The organism is Kitasatospora sp. MBT63, assembly GCF_000710465.2.
GTDB lineage: Bacteria > Actinomycetota > Actinomycetes > Streptomycetales > Streptomycetaceae > Kitasatospora.
Window position 1 is genome coordinate 1 of the sequence record NZ_JAIZ01000544.1, and the last position, 14,626, is coordinate 14,626.

At 76.5% G+C, this 14,626-nt stretch carries 13 protein-coding genes; 8 read left to right on the top strand and 5 right to left on the bottom strand.

Annotation, left to right across the window (positions count from 1 at the left end; all coding sequences use genetic code 11):
- The coding region (locus AA75_RS53770) for a TIR-like protein FxsC (protein WP_199520431.1) at positions 1–2,786 on the top strand (2,786 nt) is incomplete at its 5' end.
- Here the strand turns inward: AA75_RS53770 and kynU are convergent.
- Together kynU and AA75_RS28915 are read right to left on the bottom strand one after the other, a co-directional pair.
- Positions 2,761–3,987, bottom strand: coding sequence for a kynureninase (gene kynU / locus AA75_RS28910; protein ID WP_033823233.1), 1,227 nt, complete (start codon positions 3,985–3,987; stop codon positions 2,761–2,763). The two genes, AA75_RS53770 and kynU, sit on opposite strands and share 26 nt — an antisense overlap.
- Positions 3,984–4,814 (bottom strand): tryptophan 2,3-dioxygenase, encoded by an 831-nt coding sequence (locus tag AA75_RS28915; protein ID WP_033823234.1) that lies wholly within the window; start codon positions 4,812–4,814, stop codon positions 3,984–3,986. The genes kynU and AA75_RS28915 overlap by 4 nt, the downstream gene beginning before the upstream one ends.
- A 226-nt stretch (positions 4,815–5,040) precedes the next feature.
- On the opposite strand from AA75_RS28915, the gene AA75_RS53775 reads away from it, so the two are divergent.
- Complete coding sequence (locus AA75_RS53775) at positions 5,041–5,478, top strand: Lrp/AsnC family transcriptional regulator (protein ID WP_199520432.1); 438 nt, start codon at positions 5,041–5,043, stop codon at positions 5,476–5,478.
- A 183-nt stretch (positions 5,479–5,661) separates the two neighbouring features.
- A complete protein-coding gene (locus AA75_RS28925) occupies positions 5,662–6,180 on the top strand; it encodes a hypothetical protein (protein WP_033823236.1) in 519 nt (172 codons plus the stop codon).
- Positions 6,181–6,204: 24 nt separating this feature from the next.
- Here the strand turns inward: AA75_RS28925 and AA75_RS28930 are convergent, their stop codons facing one another.
- The 3 genes from AA75_RS28930 to AA75_RS28940 are packed head-to-tail and all read right to left on the bottom strand — an operon-like array spanning position 6,205 to position 8,408.
- A complete protein-coding gene (locus tag AA75_RS28930; protein WP_368666614.1) occupies positions 6,205–6,606 on the bottom strand; it encodes a RidA family protein in 402 nt (133 codons plus the stop codon).
- Between the two features lie 30 nt (positions 6,607–6,636).
- Positions 6,637–7,389, bottom strand: coding sequence for an IclR family transcriptional regulator (locus tag AA75_RS28935; RefSeq protein WP_051813636.1), 753 nt, complete (start codon positions 7,387–7,389; stop codon positions 6,637–6,639).
- Complete coding sequence (locus tag AA75_RS28940; RefSeq protein ID WP_033823238.1) at positions 7,386–8,408, bottom strand: sugar kinase; 1,023 nt, start codon at positions 8,406–8,408, stop codon at positions 7,386–7,388. Before AA75_RS28940 ends, AA75_RS28935 begins: the two co-directional genes overlap by 4 nt.
- Before the next feature lie 122 nt (positions 8,409–8,530).
- Between AA75_RS28940 and AA75_RS28945 the strand changes: the two genes are divergently transcribed.
- The 5 genes from AA75_RS28945 to AA75_RS28970 all read left to right on the top strand — a co-directional run.
- A complete protein-coding gene (locus tag AA75_RS28945) occupies positions 8,531–9,784 on the top strand; it encodes an alanine racemase (protein WP_149038435.1) in 1,254 nt (417 codons plus the stop codon).
- Positions 9,784–11,376, top strand: coding sequence for an amidohydrolase family protein (locus AA75_RS28950; protein ID WP_033823239.1), 1,593 nt, complete (start codon positions 9,784–9,786; stop codon positions 11,374–11,376). Before AA75_RS28945 ends, AA75_RS28950 begins: the two co-directional genes overlap by 1 nt.
- Entirely contained in the window at positions 11,373–11,984 is a 612-nt protein-coding gene (locus tag AA75_RS28955) for a bifunctional 4-hydroxy-2-oxoglutarate aldolase/2-dehydro-3-deoxy-phosphogluconate aldolase (protein WP_033823240.1), read from the top strand. The genes AA75_RS28950 and AA75_RS28955 overlap by 4 nt, the downstream gene beginning before the upstream one ends.
- Positions 11,985–12,293: 309 nt before the next feature.
- Complete coding sequence (locus AA75_RS28965) at positions 12,294–13,040, top strand: ABC transporter ATP-binding protein (RefSeq protein ID WP_051813638.1); 747 nt, start codon at positions 12,294–12,296, stop codon at positions 13,038–13,040.
- Positions 13,037–14,626 (top strand): FtsX-like permease family protein (locus AA75_RS28970; RefSeq protein WP_033823242.1); only part of this gene is annotated, 1,590 nt, incomplete at its 3' end. The genes AA75_RS28965 and AA75_RS28970, both read left to right, overlap by 4 nt.

Genomic DNA, 14,626 nt, shown 5'->3' on the forward strand with positions numbered 1-14,626 from the left:
CCGCCGCCAGCCCGCCGATGCTGGCCCGTCCGCTGATGCTGCAGCGCGCGCTGCGCCCGCTCAAGCGCCGGGTCGCGCACCCCCGGCGCCGCCTGCTGGACGAGGCCGCCACCGCCGACCGGCTCGCCGAGGCACTGCGCTCCCCGGAACGGCCCCGCGGGCCGGCCGCGCCGCGTGATGCCGCCGCACCGCGCGAGGGCAGCGGGCTGCGCTGGCTGCCGGTGCTGCGCCCGGACACCGAGCGCTGGCTCGACGTCCACCTGGTCCTGGACTGCGGCCCGACCATGGCGATGTGGCGTCCGCTCGCCCGCGAACTGCGCGGCGTGCTCCAGCAGACCGGCGCCTTCCGGACGGTGGAGACCGCCCGGCTCGGCGCCGACGGCGCCCTGACCGAGTGCCGGCCGACCGACGGCCGCAGCGCCGTGCTGGTGCTGAGCGACTGCATGGGCCCGCAGTGGCGGCCCGGCGCGGCGGGCGACCGCTGGCACCGCACCATGCTGGGCCTGGCCCGCCGGGTGCCGGTCGCCGTGGTGCAGCCGCTGCCCGAGCGGCTGTGGCCGCTGGCGGCGGTACCGGCCGCCGCCGGGGAGTTCACCGCATCGGAGGCCGGCCAGCCGGCCGCCGGGTACGGCTTCGCCCCGGCCGCCGCAGCCCGGCCGCCCGGCACGGTCGCCCTGCCGGTGCTGGAACCCTCGGCCAACTGGCTGGCCAACTGGGCCCAGCTGGTGGGCAGTCCGACCGGCGGACGGGTCTTCGGCGCGGCGCTGCTGGTCGGCGCCGACCGGTGCGGCGCCGAGGGCGGCGCGGGTCCGGAGCCGGAGGAGCTGACCGCCGAGGAACTGGTGCTGCGGTTCCGTTCCACCGCCTCCCGGGAGGCCTTCGCGCTGGCCGGGCTGACCGCGCTGACCACCCCGGCGCTGCCGGTGATGCGGCTGCTCCAGCGGGCCGGGTTCGCCCGCCCGCAGCCGCAGCACCTGGCCGAGATCGTGGTCAGCGGGCTGCTGCGGGAGCACACCGGACGCCAGGGCTACTACGACTTCCGGGCCGGGGTGCGGGACGTCCTGCTGGGTACCGTGCCGCGTTCGCTGGCGCACCAGGCCGTCGAACTGCTGACCAGGATCGGCGGCGAGCTGGCCGACGCCTCCGGCCGCGGCGCCGCCCGCAGTCCGTTCCCGGCGCTGGCCCCCACCGACCGCGGCGGCATGGCGGCACTGCTGGAACAGCGCCCGTTCGCGCTGGTCGACCCGGACGCGCTGGACCTGCTCGGGGCCCGGGGCCGCGCCGAGTTCCGGCCCTTCGACCGGGCCGGGGCCGACGGCCGGACCCAGGGCCAGGACCGCGGCCAGGACCGGGACCGCACGTCCGGTCCCGGGCAGCCGGCCGGGCGGACCCCGGGCGCCGCCCACCGCCCGGGCACCCCGCAGCCCCCGGCCGCGGCACCGGCCGCCGAGGGGCTGCCCGACCCGGAGCGCTCCCGGGCGGTGCTGCTGCTCACCACGGCCCGGCAGGACCCGGGTGAGCCGCGCACCCCCGACGAGTACCGGGCCCTGCGCGAACTGGCCGGGCTGGCGGAGGCGTTGGCCGATCCGTACCTGGTGGGGCTGGACCGGCGGCACATCTGGCTCGGCGAGGACGACCCGGAGGGTTTCCTGCGGGCGCTGCGCCGGGCCGCCCAGGAGGCCGAGGACGCGCTGATCGTCCATCTCGGCGGTCCGGCGCCGCTGCCGGGGACCGAGCCGGCGACCCCCGCCGGGGAGCGGGTGCCCGCGGTGGGCTGGCAGGCGGTGGCGGCGGTGGTGGCGGGTGCGGCGGCCGCCAAGCGGCTGCTGATCCTGGACGGCTCGGCCGAGCCGTCGGCGGAGGCGCCGCCCGCCCCGGCGGTGCAGCTGGACGGGCACCTGGTGATGGGGGTGCGGGATCCGGCCGAGCGTTCGGTGGCGGGCTGCCTGGCCGCCGCACTGCGGCAGGGCGACCCCGCGCTGCCACGGGAGTTGACGGCCAGTCAGGTGATCTCGCTGGCGCTGTTCGAGCAGCCCGCGCCGTCGTTCGGGGTCCGGGAGCCGGACGGCGGGCGGACCTTCCCGCTGTCGCGCAACGCGGCGCTGCCGCTGGGTCTCGGGCCGGCCGCGGTGCGGCCCTCGCACGGCGGCGGCCGGTGGCGCGAGGTGCAGCCGCTGGAGGTCCCGCGGCCGTACTTCTTCCTGAGCTACGCGCGCGGCCCGGCGGCCGGGCGCTGGGTGGAGCAGCTGTTCGACGACCTGAGCGAGGAGGTGCTGCAGCTCACCGACCTGCCGACGGCGGTCCCGGCGGGGTTCGCCGACCGCGGTTCGGAGCTGGACAGCTGGGCCCGCTGGCAGATCACCGAGGCGCTGGCGGGCTGCCGGGTCTTCGTCCCGCTGTACTCGCCGCAGTACTTCGCCGACGACCGCTGCGGCCGGGAGTGGTACGGCTTCGCCCGGCGGGCCGAGCGCGCGCCGAGGGCGGCGGCCGGCTGGTCGAGCGGGATCGTGCCGGTGCAGTGGCTGCCGACCGAGCCGGCGCTGCTGCCGGAGCCGGCCCGGCGGCTCGGCCTGGAGCACGTCGGCCCGGGGCCGGACCCGCTGGGCGGCGGCCTGTACGGGCTGATGCGCACCGGCCGGTCCCGGGGCCGCTACGAGCTGACGGTGCACCGGCTGGCGGTACGGATCGTCCAGGTCGCGCACGAGACCCGGATCCCGGCCGCCCGGCCGCTGTCCTGGGAGACGCTGGAGAACGCCTTCGCTACGTCACCGCCCCCCGCCGGCTGAAGCGCTCCTCGCGCCACTCGCCGCTGTCCAGCACCTCGGCGAGGTGCCGGGCGGCGTCGAAGACGTCGGTGTACGAGAGGTAGAGCGGGGTGAAGCCGAACCGCAGCAGGTCGGGCGCGCGGAAGTCGCCGATCACCCCGCGCGCGATCAGCGCCTGCATCACGGCGTAGCCGTCCGGGTGCCGCAGCGAGACCTGGCTGCCGCGGCGGGCGTCCTCGGCCGGGGTGACGGACGGCAGGCCGAGCGGCGCCACCAGGTCGAGGAACAGGCCGCTCAGCGCGAGGCTCTTGGCCCGTACGGCGTGCAGGTCGGCCTTCTCCCAGACGTCCAGGCTGGCCTCCAGGGCGCCCATCCCGAGCAGCGGGGGCGTGCCGGTCAGGAAGCGCCGCACGCCGTCGACGGGGGCGTAGCCGGGCTCGAAGGCGAACGGCCGGGCGTGCCCGAACCAGCCGCTGAGCGGCTGCCGGGCGTCGGCCTGGTGGCGTTCGGCGGCGTACAGGAAGGCGGGCGCGCCGGGGCCGCCGTTGAGGTACTTGTAGGTGCAGCCGACGGCGAAGTCGACCCCGCAGTCGTCCAGGGTGACCGGCAGGGCGCCGGCGCTGTGGCACAGGTCCCAGATCATCAGGGCCCCGGCGCGGTGCACCTGTTCGGTGATCGCGGCCATGTCCAGCAGTTCGCCGGTTCGGTAGTCGACGTGCGACAGCACCACGGCCGCGACCTGCTCGTCGAGCAGCCGGCCGAGGTCGGCGGCGGTCGGCAGCAGGAGCGGCTCCACGCCGTCGAACAGGGCGGTCGCGCCCTCGGTGATGTACAGGTCGGTGGGGAAGGCGCCGTGCTCGGCGAGCACGGCGGTGCGGCCGGGACGCAGCCGCAGGGCCGCGCCGAGCACCTTGAACAGGTTGACCGAGGTGGAGTCGCAGACCACCAGCTGCCCGGGCGCGGCACCGACCAGCGGTGCGATCCGCTCGCCGAGGCCCTGCGGCAGCTGGTACCAGCCGGCGTCGTTCCAGCTGCGGATCAGGCCCTCGCCCCACTCCAGCTCGACCATCCGGCGGATCCGGTCCGAGGTGCCGCGGGGCAGCGCGCCCAGCGAGTTGCCGTCCAGGTAGAGCACACCGGCGGGCAGCGCGAACTCCTCGCGCAGGTGGGCCAGCGGGTCGGCGGCGTCCAGCGCGGCGCAGTCGGCGCGGGTGGCGGTCACAGGGCGTTCCTCACGTTCCACAGCTCGGGGAAGACGTCCTGGTCGGCGGACTGCTTCAGCCAGTTCAGGCCGCTGGAACCGCCGGTGCCGGGCTTGGCGCCCATCGAGCGCTTGACCGCGGCGTAGTGCCGCTGCCGCCAGCGGGTGACCCGCTCGGCGGTGTCCAGCAGGGCCTCGCCGAGCCGGGCCAGCTCGGCCAGCTCCGGGTCCGAGTAGACGGTGTGCCAGGCCTGCTCGACCTGCTCGCTGGGCCGGTGGCGGGCGGGGACGGGCCGGTGCGGCGCCGCGACGCCGCGCCGGTCCAGCAGCGCCAGCGCGTCGTCGTACAGGCTGGGGGCGTGCAGCGCGGCGGCGAGGTCGGCGTGGGTGGCCGGGGACTGCTCGTACATCCGCAGCAGCGACTCGCTCTTGTTGCCGAGCAGGAACTCCAGCCGCAGGAAGGCGGAGGACTGGAAGCCGGAGGCCTCGCCGAGCACCGAGCGGAAGCCGTTGAACTCGGCCGGGGTCATGGTGGCCAGCAGGTCCCAGGAGGAGACCAGCACGTCCTGGACGTGGGCGCCGCGCCCCAGGGCGGCGAGCGCGGCGGTCAGATCGTCCTCGCGCAGCGCGTGCTGGGCGGAGGTCCACTCGTGCTGCAGCAGGTCGAAGAGCAGCTCCATCACCTGGGTGGTGATGATGAACGACAGCTCGGCCGGCACCTTGCTGCGCGGCTGCTGGAGGCTGTGCAGCGTGTCGAGGTGGACGTAGCGGGCGTACGGGGTGCCGGTGCCCGGCTCCTCCCCGTCGCGGAAGGAGAGGTTCGGCCGGTCTGCGGCGTCCCCATTCATACCGGTTCCTCCTGGAGCGCCTGGGATCGCCCGCCTACCGGCGGGGTGGCACCTATTGTGCGGTGGCGCGCGCTGCTCTTGAATGGGCGACGGGCATCCGATGCGGCTGTCAGCCTTGCGGACGAAAGCCGTTCGCCCGGTTCGGCCTTCCGAACGCAAAGCCGGACTCTGCGAACCGCAACCGCCGGCGGGCGGAGCCGGTGCCTGCCGACCGGAGGGAGCCGTGATGGACGCCGTGGACCGCCTGCTGCTGGCCGAACTGCAGGCCGATGCCCGCCTGTCCTACAACGAGCTCTCCCGCCGGGTGAACCTCTCCGCGCCGGCCGTCGCCGAACGGGTCCGCCGGCTGGAGGCCGACGGGGTGATCGCCGGGTACCACGCGCACATCGACCCGGCCCGGGCCGGGGTGGCCGTGATGGCCCTGGTGTCGATCCAGTGCTACGGCCCGCGCTGCCTGCTGCGGGACCCGGCGGTGCCGGACTGGCCCGAGGTCCTCCAACTGCACCGGGTGACCGGCGGCGCCTGCTGCACCCTGCTGATCGGGGTCGCCGACATGGCCGCCTTCGAGCGGCTGATCGACCGGCTGGCCGGCTACGGCCAGCCGGCCAGCTCGATGATCCTCTCCAGCCCGGTGCCCTGGCGCCCGCTGATCGCCCCGGGCTGAGCGGCCCGTCCCCGCACGCTCCGCCCCCGGAGCTCCGTCCGGGAGGCGCCCCCGGCTCGGACGCACCGCCGAATCGCCCAGGTGCGACCCAGTACGTGGGCGTTTCGCCGGCCCGCCCGGCCGGGCGCCCACCGCCGCGCGCTGATCCGACGCGAACGGTGGGACAGGCCCTACCCTGCCGCCATGACGATCACCGACGACCGCACCCTCCCCGCAGCCCTGGCCGAGGTGGCCGGGTCCGCCTTCGACTACGCCGAGGACGGCATCGACTACGAGCCGTTCGACGCCTTCCTGGCGGCCGAGGAGACCGCCGACTGGCTGCTGTCCTGGACCGGGAACCCCGAGGCCGACGCCGCCGCGTTCCGGGTGTTCGGCCAGGACGGCACCGGCGGCTACGCCGCCTTCTGGCTGGTGCGCCCGGGCCGGCCGGTGGCCGAGCAGCCGGTGGTCTTCCTCGGCTCCGAGGGCGAGGCGGGGGTGGCGGCCGGTTCGCTGGCCGACCTGCTGTGGCTGCTGGCCGCCGGGCTCGGCCCGCTGGAGGCGGTCGAGTACCCGGACCGGCCGGAGCACCCGATGCCCGCGCTGGCCGCGATCGCCGAACGCCACGCGCCCGGTGCCCGGCGTCCCGCGGCGGAGATCGTCGCCGCCGCGCAGGCCGAGTTCCCCGGTTTCGAGGAGTACGTCGACGGCCTCTGCGGCTGACGGCCGGGCCCGCCCGCAGGCCGCTCAGCCGATGTACGCCTGGGCGTCGATCTCCACCAGCATCGCCTCGTGCGGCAGTTCCACGAAGACGGTGGTGCGGCAGGGCTTCACCCCGCCCTCGGGCAGGTGACGCGCGATGAACTCGCCGTACACCTCGTTCATCGGGCCGAAGTCCTCCCGCTTGGTCAGGTAGACCCGGAACATCAGCACGTCCTCGACGGTCGCGCCGCCCGCCTCCAGTACCGCCCGGACGTTCTCCAGGGTCCGCAGGGTCTGCGCCTTCACGTCCCCCGGGTACAGGTACGCGGAGGTGGCCGGGTCCTGCGGGCCCTGCCCGGAGACCTGCAGCAGCGGCCCCTTGCGGACGCCCTGGGAGAACACCCAGGCGGGGGCGGGCGCGCCGTCGGTACGGACCTCGGTCTTCATCTGCATCGCTCCTGTCGGTCGGTCGGTCGGTCAGCCGGCGGCCCGGTGGCCGCAGTCGGCGGAGATGGCGGCGGCGGTGGCCAGCAGCTGCGGCAGCAGCGCCAGCACCCCCTCGTACGGCAGCAGCACGTCCGGCACCGACAGCGAGGCGGCCGCGACCACCCGGCCGGTGGCGTCCCGGACGGGTGCGGCCACGCAGTTGATGAACGACTCGTGCTCGGCCCGGTCCCGGGCCCAGCCCCGCTCGGCCACCCGGTCCAGTTCGGCCAGCAGCGCCTCGGGCGTGGTCAGGGTGTTCGCGGTGAACGGCGTCAGCTCGATCCCCGCCACCACCCTGCGCCGCTCGGCCAAGGGGAGCCCGGCCAGCAGCACCTTGGACACCGCGGCGCAGTGCAGCGCGGCCCGCAGCCCGATCCGCGAGTACATCCGCACCGGGTGCCGGGAGTCGTACTTGTCGATGTAGACCACCTCGCCGCCCTCGTAGGCGGCCAGGTGCACGGTCTGGCCGGTGGCCGCGTTCAGCTCGCGCAGGTGGCCGGCGGCCACCGTCCGTACCCCGCGCTGCTCCAGCGCCTGGCCGGCCAGCGCGAACAGCTGCGGGCCCAGCCGGTAGCGGTGGGCGGCGTCGCGCTGCACCACCCGGGCCTCCTCCATCGGCCGCAGCAGCCGCAGCGCGGTGCTCTTGTGCGCGTCCAGGACGGCCGCCAGCTGCTCCAGGGTCCGTTCGCCCTCGGCGAGTTCGGCCAGCAGGCGCATCGCGCGGGCGACCGTCGTGCTGCTCACCGGGCGCCGCCCGGGTGGAAGCCGGCCGCGTCCACCCGGACGGCGGCCCAGCCGGCCTCGTCCGCGGCCAGCAGCCGCTCGACCGTCTCCGGCGGCGGCGGGACGGCTAGGTCGCCCCGGTGGGTCAGCGCCGCGGCCGCGGTCAGGTGCCCGAGCCGCAGCCGGCCGCGTTCGGGCAGGCCGCGCAGGACGCCCGCCAGGTAGCCGGCGGCGAAGCCGTCCCCGGCGCCGGTCGGCTCCACCACCTCGACCCGCAGGGCGGGTTCGGCGAGGGCGGAGCCGTCCGGCGCGATGGCGGTCGAGCGGTGGCCGTCGTCCTTGAGCACCAGCACCTCGGGCCGCGGCAGCAGCCTGCGCAGGGCCTCCGGGTCGTCGGTGCCGAGCACCTCGCGGGCCTCGTCGGCGCCCAGCAGCACGATCTGCGAGCCGTTCATCAGGAACCGCAGCGCCTGCCGGTCCCGGCCGGCCCACAGGGCGGGCCGCCAGTTCAGGTCGAAGCTGATCCGGCGGCCCGGTACCGCCAGCAGTGAGCGCACCAGCCGGTGGCAGCTGTCGGAGAGCGCGGGGGTGATGCCGGTCAGGTGGATCAGCCGGGCGCCGTCCAGCAGCGGCGCGGCCACCGGGTCGGCCAGCACCTCGGGGCCCATCGCGGAGGCGGCCGAGCCGCGCCGGTAGTAGTGCAGGCGGCTGCGGCCGGCGCCCAGGTCGTACGGGTGCCCGTCGCCCGCGCCGGTCTCCTTGAGGTAGAGGCCGGTGGGGCGGTCGGGGTCGACGGACACCGCCGAGGTGTCGACGCCGTGCGCGGCGATCCGGGCCACCAGGCTGCGGCCGAGGCCGTCCGCGCCGACCCGGCTGATCCAGGCGGCGCCGACGCCGAGCGCGGCCAGGGCGCAGGCGACGTTGGACTCCGCGCCGCCGAAGCCGCGCCGGAAGGTCTCGGCGTCCTCCAGCGGGCCGGTCCGTTCCGGCATCAGCACGGCCATCGACTCACCGAGACAGACGGCGGCGGGGGTGGTCACCGGGCGGCTCCAGACGGGCGGGGGCGGGGTCGTTGACCAGTGGTCTGGACCTGAGGTTAGATCACGTCCACAAGCTGTGCAACGACCGTTGCGGAAAACGCAACAGAGAAGGGGTGGCCCCGGTGGAGTCCATCGACCGCGCCAGGGTGGCGGCGCTCGCCGAGGAGCGGCTGGACTGGCGGTTCAAGGCCGTGCCGGCCGCTGCCGCGGGCCGCACCGTCGCCGAGTACCTGGCCACCGGCCCGACCCTGGACGACCTCGGCACCCCGCTGGTCACCCTCGACGCGGGCGCCCTCGACCACAACCTGCGCACCATGGCGGGCTGGTGCGAACGCGCCGGGGTGGAGCTCGCCCCGCACGGCAAGACCTCGATGGCCCCCGCGCTGTGGCAGCGCCACCTCGACGCCGGGGCCGTCGCGATCACCCTGGCCAACCTGCCGCAGCTGCGCGTCGGCCGCGCCTTCGGCCTGCGCCGGATCCACCTGGCCAACTCCCTGCTCGACCCGGCCGGCCTGCGCTGGCTGGCCGGTGAACTGGCCGCCGACCCGGAGTTCCGGTTCGCCTGCTGGGTCGACTCCACCGACTCCGTCGCCCTGATGGACCGGGCGCTGCGCGGCGCCCCGGCCCCGGTCGACGTCTGCGTCGAACTCGGTGCCCGCGGCGGCCGGACCGGCGCCCGCACCGTCGCCGAGGCCGTCGAGGTGGCCGACGCCGTGCTCGCCTCGCCCGGCCTGCGGCTGGCCGGCGTCAGCGGCTACGAGGGACCGCTCGGCCCGGACGGCTCGGACGACTCGGTCGCCACCGTCATCCGCTACCTGGCGCACCTCGCGGAGCTGCACCACGAGCTGACCGGCCGGTACGAGACCGAGGAGGTCTGGGTCACGGCCGGCGGCAGCGCCTTCTTCGACACTGTCGCGGACCACCTCGCGCCGCTGGCCGGGCCGCGCACCCGGGTGGTGCTGCGCTCCGGCGCGTACGCCGCCCACGACGACGGCTTCTACCGCGGCATCTCGCCGTTCGGCCGGACCCCGGACTCCGAACCCTTCCGGGCCGCCCTGCACGGCTGGGCCCGGGTGGTCTCCCGGCCCGAGCCCGCCCTCGCCCTGCTGGACGGCGGCCGCCGTGACCTGCCGTACGACCTGGGCCTGCCGAAGCCCCAACTGGTGCGCGGCCGGGGCCCGCTGACCGGCGCCGTCAGCGCGCTCAACGACCAGCACGCGTTCCTGCGCGACGCCGACGTGCGGATCGGCGACGTCGTGCGGCTCGGCATCTCGCACCCGTGCACCGCCTTCGACAAGTGGACCCTGATCCCGGTGCTCGACTCCGCCGACGCCGAAGTCCCGCGCGTGGTGGACCTGGTGAGGACCTTCTTCTGATGCCGGACCTGCTGATCCGGGGTGCCTGGATCATCGACGGCACCGGAGCCGGGCGCCGCCGCGCCGACCTCGCCGTCACCGGCGGCGTGATCACCGAACCCGACGGCGCCCCCGCCGCCCGCACCATCGACGCCGACGGACTGGTGCTGGCCCCCGGCTTCATCGACATGCACGCCCACTCCGACCTGGCCGTCCTCACCGAGCCGGCGCACCTCGCCAAGGTCGGCCAGGGCGTCACCTCGGAGGTGCTCGGCCAGGACGGCCTGTCCTACGCACCGGTGGACGACGACACCCTGGACCGGCTGCGCCGCCAACTCGCCGGCTGGAACGGCGATCCGGACGGCCTCGCCTGGGACTGGCGCACCGTCGGCCAGTACCTGGACCGCCTGGACGCCTCCGGCCTCGCCGCCAACGCCTGCTACCTGGTCCCGCACGGCACCCTGCGCGCCCTGGCCGTCGGCTGGGAGGACCGGCCCGCCACCGCGGCGGAGCTCGCCCGGATGCGGACGCTGCTCGCCCAGGGCCTGCGCGAGGGCGCGGTCGGCCTGTCCAGCGGACTCACCTACACCCCCGGCATGTACGCCCCGACCGCCGAACTCACCGAGCTGTGCCGGGTGGTGGCCGCGTACGGCGGCTACCACTGCCCGCACACCCGCTCGTACGGCGCCGGGGCGCTGGCCGCCTACGCCGAGATGATCGAGGTCTCCCGGCGCAGCGGCGCCCCGCTCCACCTCACCCACGCCACCATGAACTTCGGCGTCAACGCGGGCCGCGCCGAGGAGTTCCTGGCGCTGGTGGACGCCGCACTGGCCGACGGCCTGGACATCAGCCTGGACAGCTACCCGTACCTGCCGGGCTCCACCACGCTGGCCGCGCTGCTGCCCTCCTGGTCCACCGAGGGCGGCCCGGACCGCACCCTGGAACGGCTGGCCGACCCGGCCGCCCGGGCGCGGATCCGGGTCGACATGGAGGAGTCCGGCAGCGACGGCTGCCACGGGGTGGTCGCCGACTGGGCCACCGTCCAGATCTCGGGGGTGCGCGACCCGCGCCTGGCCGACCGGGTCGGACGCACCGTCGCCGAGCTGGCCGGCGACGGCGGTGCGACCGAGGCCTTCCTCGACCTGCTGGTGGCCGACCGGCTGGGTACCACCATCCTCCAGCACGTCGGCCACGAACCGAACGTCCGCGCCATCATGCGGCACCGGGTGCACACCGCGGGCAGCGACGGGCTGCTCACCGGCGCCCGCCCGCACCCCCGGGCCTGGGGCACCTTCCCGCGCTACCTCGGCCACTACGCCCGCGAGTTGGGCGTGCTCACGCTGGAGGGGGCGGTGGCCAGGATGACCGGCCGGCCGGCCCGCCGGCTCGGTCTGCACCGGCGCGGGCTGATCCGCCGGGGGTACGCCGCCGACCTGGTGCTGTTCGATCCGCTGACGGTCCGTGACACCGCCACCTTCGAGGCACCGCGGCGGCCCGCGGCCGGCCTCCCGTACGTGTTCGTCAACGGCACCGCCGTGATCGACGACTCCCGTCCGACCGGCGCCCTGCCGGGCCGCACCCTGCGCCGCCGAACCACCGGAGAGACCCGATGACCGTCCTTCGTCCGCTCGCCGCGGACCGCGTGATAGCCGTGGTCCGCGCCCCGGCGATCCCCGACGCCGCCGCGCTGTGCGCCGCCCTCGCCGAGGGCGGTATCCGCTGGGTGGAGTTCACCTTCACCACGCCGGGCGTCACGGCGCACCTGCGCCGGGCGACGGCGGCCGGCACCGGCTGCCGGATCGGGGTGGGCACGGTGCTCACCGCCGCCGCGGCCGGGCAGGCCGTCGACGCGGGCGCCGAGTACCTGGTGACGCCGGGGCTGCGGCCCGAGGTGGCGGCGGTGAGCACGGTGCCGGTGATCATGGGCGCGCTGACGCCCACCGAGGTCGCGGCCGCGGTCGACCTGGGCGCGGCCGCGGTCAAGATCTTCCCCGCCCGCGCGTTCGGGCCCGGCTACCTGCGGGACCTGCACGGCCCGTTCCCCGGCACGCCGTTGATCGCCTCCGGCGGGGTGAGTGCCGCCAACGCCGCCGAGTTCCTGGCGGCCGGTGCGCTCGCGGTGTGCGCGGGCAGCGAGGTGGTGACGCCGGCGCTGGTCGCCGCGGGCCGCTGGCGGGAGATCACCGACCGCGCCCGCACCTTCACCGCCGCCCTTCACTGAGCCCGGCCCGGGTTCCGGGCGCGCGGTGGGCCCCGGCGGGGTGAGCGCCGTTGTCGTGCGGCAGCTCGGCGCCGGGGCCGTCCCGGCCCGCACCGCGGCGGGTCCGCCCCCGGTCGGGATGGTTCGGCCACGACTGCCCGGCCGCGCTCCGCCCGGCGGGGTGTTCGGCTCCGCCGCTGTCGACCTTGCCGCCCATGAGCATACCGGGTATACATACTCGGTATGCGCCAGCGCCGGGGCCACCCGGCGGCGCGGCAGGCACCGAGGGGGCGGCCGCGCACAGCACCCGTACGCGAGGAGAACCGAAGAGTGACGACACAGCACAGGGAACCCGGGGGCGCCGTCCTGCACCTGCAGGAGGTGTCCCGGGTGCACGGCCGCGGCGCGGCCCGGGTCCACGCGCTCAGCGGCGTCGACCTGGCCGTCCGCCCCGGCGAGTTCGTCGCGGTGATGGGCCCCAGCGGCTCCGGCAAGTCCACCCTGCTCGCCCTCGCCGGCGGCCTGGACCGGGCCACCTCCGGCCGGGTGGTGATCGAGGGCCGCCCGCTGGGGTCGCTCTCGCGCAACGCCGTCGCCGCCGTCCGCCGCCGCTCGGTCGGCTACGTCTTCCAGGACTTCAACCTGATCCCCGCCCTGACCGCCGCCGAGAACGTCGCCATCCCGCGCGAACTCGACGGCGCCCCGGGCCGGACCGCCCGCACCGAGGCGCTCGCCGCCCTCGACGAACTCGGCATCGCCGAACTCGCCGACCGCTTCCCGGACGAGATGTCCGGCGGCCAGCAGCAGCGGGTGGCCATCGCCCGGGCACTCATCGGCCAGCGCCGCCTGGTCCTCGCCGACGAACCCACCGGCGCCCTCGACTCCGCCACCGGCGAAGCCGTCCTGTCCGTGCTGCGCTCCCGCTGCGCCGCCGGGGCCGCCACCGTCATGGTCACCCACGAACCCCGGCACGCGAACTGGGCGGACCGGGTGGTCGTGCTGCGCGACGGCCGGATCACCGACCCCGCCGAGGCCACCGGCCCCACCGTCCCCGGCGCCCACGGCGGTGCCCGGTGAAGCTCTCCGCCTGGCGGGCCGCCCTGCGGATCGCCCGCCGCGACGCCCTGCGGGCCAAGGGCCGCAGCGCCCTGGTGATCGCCATGGTCGCGCTCCCGGTGCTCGGCGTCACCGCCGCCGACATCACCGCCCGCAGCGGCCGGCTGACCCCGCAGGAACAGGCGACCCGGGTGATGGGCTCCGCCGATGCGTACGTGGCGGCCCGGCAGCCCGGCTGGCGGCTCCAGCAGTCGCCGGACCCGGCCGGTGACGTCCTGGTGCTGTCCAGGAGCGGCGCCAAACCCACCCCGACCGAGGAGGAGGCTGCCCGGGCCGGCCAGCCCCTCGAGCGGCTGGTCGAGGCGGCCCTCCCGCGCGGCGCCGTCCTGCTGCCCGTCGAGACGCCCACCGGCTACGTCGGCACCAGCACCGCCTACGGGCAGCTGCCCGTGCAGACCTACGGCGTCGACCTGGGCGCCCCCGCCGCCCGTGGCCTCACCACCCTGCGCGAGGGCGCCTGGCCGTCCGGCAGCCACGAGGTCGCGGCGACCACCGCCTTCCTGGACCACGCGGGGCTGAAGGTCGGCCAGCAGACCACCCTGGCCGGGACCGCCCAGCCGCTGCGGATCACCGCCGCCGTCGAGTACCCGGGCGACCTGGGCGTCGACCGCCTGATCGGCCGGCCGGGCGAGCTGTCCGGGCTGCTCGAACCCGTCCTGAACGCCGCCGGGCGGTCCACGGCGGGCGACCCGGCCGCCCACGGCTGGCTGGTCACCGTCCCCGGTGGCGGTGGCCTCGGCTGGCAGGACGTGCAGCACGCCAACGCGTACGGCTTCACGGTGGCCTCCCGCACGGTGCTGGCCGACCCGCCGCCGGACCGCGAGGTCCCGCTGTACCGCGACGGCTCCCGCTCCCACACCGAGGCCGTGCTCGCCGCCGACAAGAAGTCCACGGTGGCCGCCACCGTGGTCGGCATGGCCCTGCTGGAGATGGTGCTGCTGGCCGGCCCGGCGTTCGCGGTCGGCGCCCGGCGCTCCCGCCGGCAGCTCGGCCTGATCGCGGCCGGCGGCGGTGAGCGCTCGCACGTACGCGGTGTGGTGCTGGCCGGCGGCGTGGTGCTGGGCGGGGTCGGCGCACTGGCCGGCGCCGGACTCGGCGCCCTCGCGGTGGCCCTCGGCCGGCCCTGGCTGGAGAGCCGGTCAGGTGCCCGCTTCGGCCACTTCGCGGTCGAGCCCGCGGACCTGCTCGGCATCACCGCGATCGGCCTGCTGACGGCCGTCCTCGCGGCGGTCGTCCCGGCCGTCCAGGCGGCCCGGCAGGACGTGGCCGCCTCCCTCGCCGACCGCGGCACCATCCGCCCGCCGGCCCGCTGGCTCACCCTGCTCGGTGCCGCGACGGTGCTGGCCGGCGCGGCGCTCGCGCTGCTCGGCGCCGGCAGCGGCTACCGCACCAGGGTGGTGGCGGCGGGTTCGGTGCTCGCCGAGCTCGGCCTGGTGCTGTGCGTCCCGTTCCTGGTGGGACGGCTCGGCCGGCTCGCCCGGCTGCTCCCGCTCGGCCCCCGGCTGGCGCTGCGCGACGCCGGCCGCCACCGCGGCCGCACCGCGCCC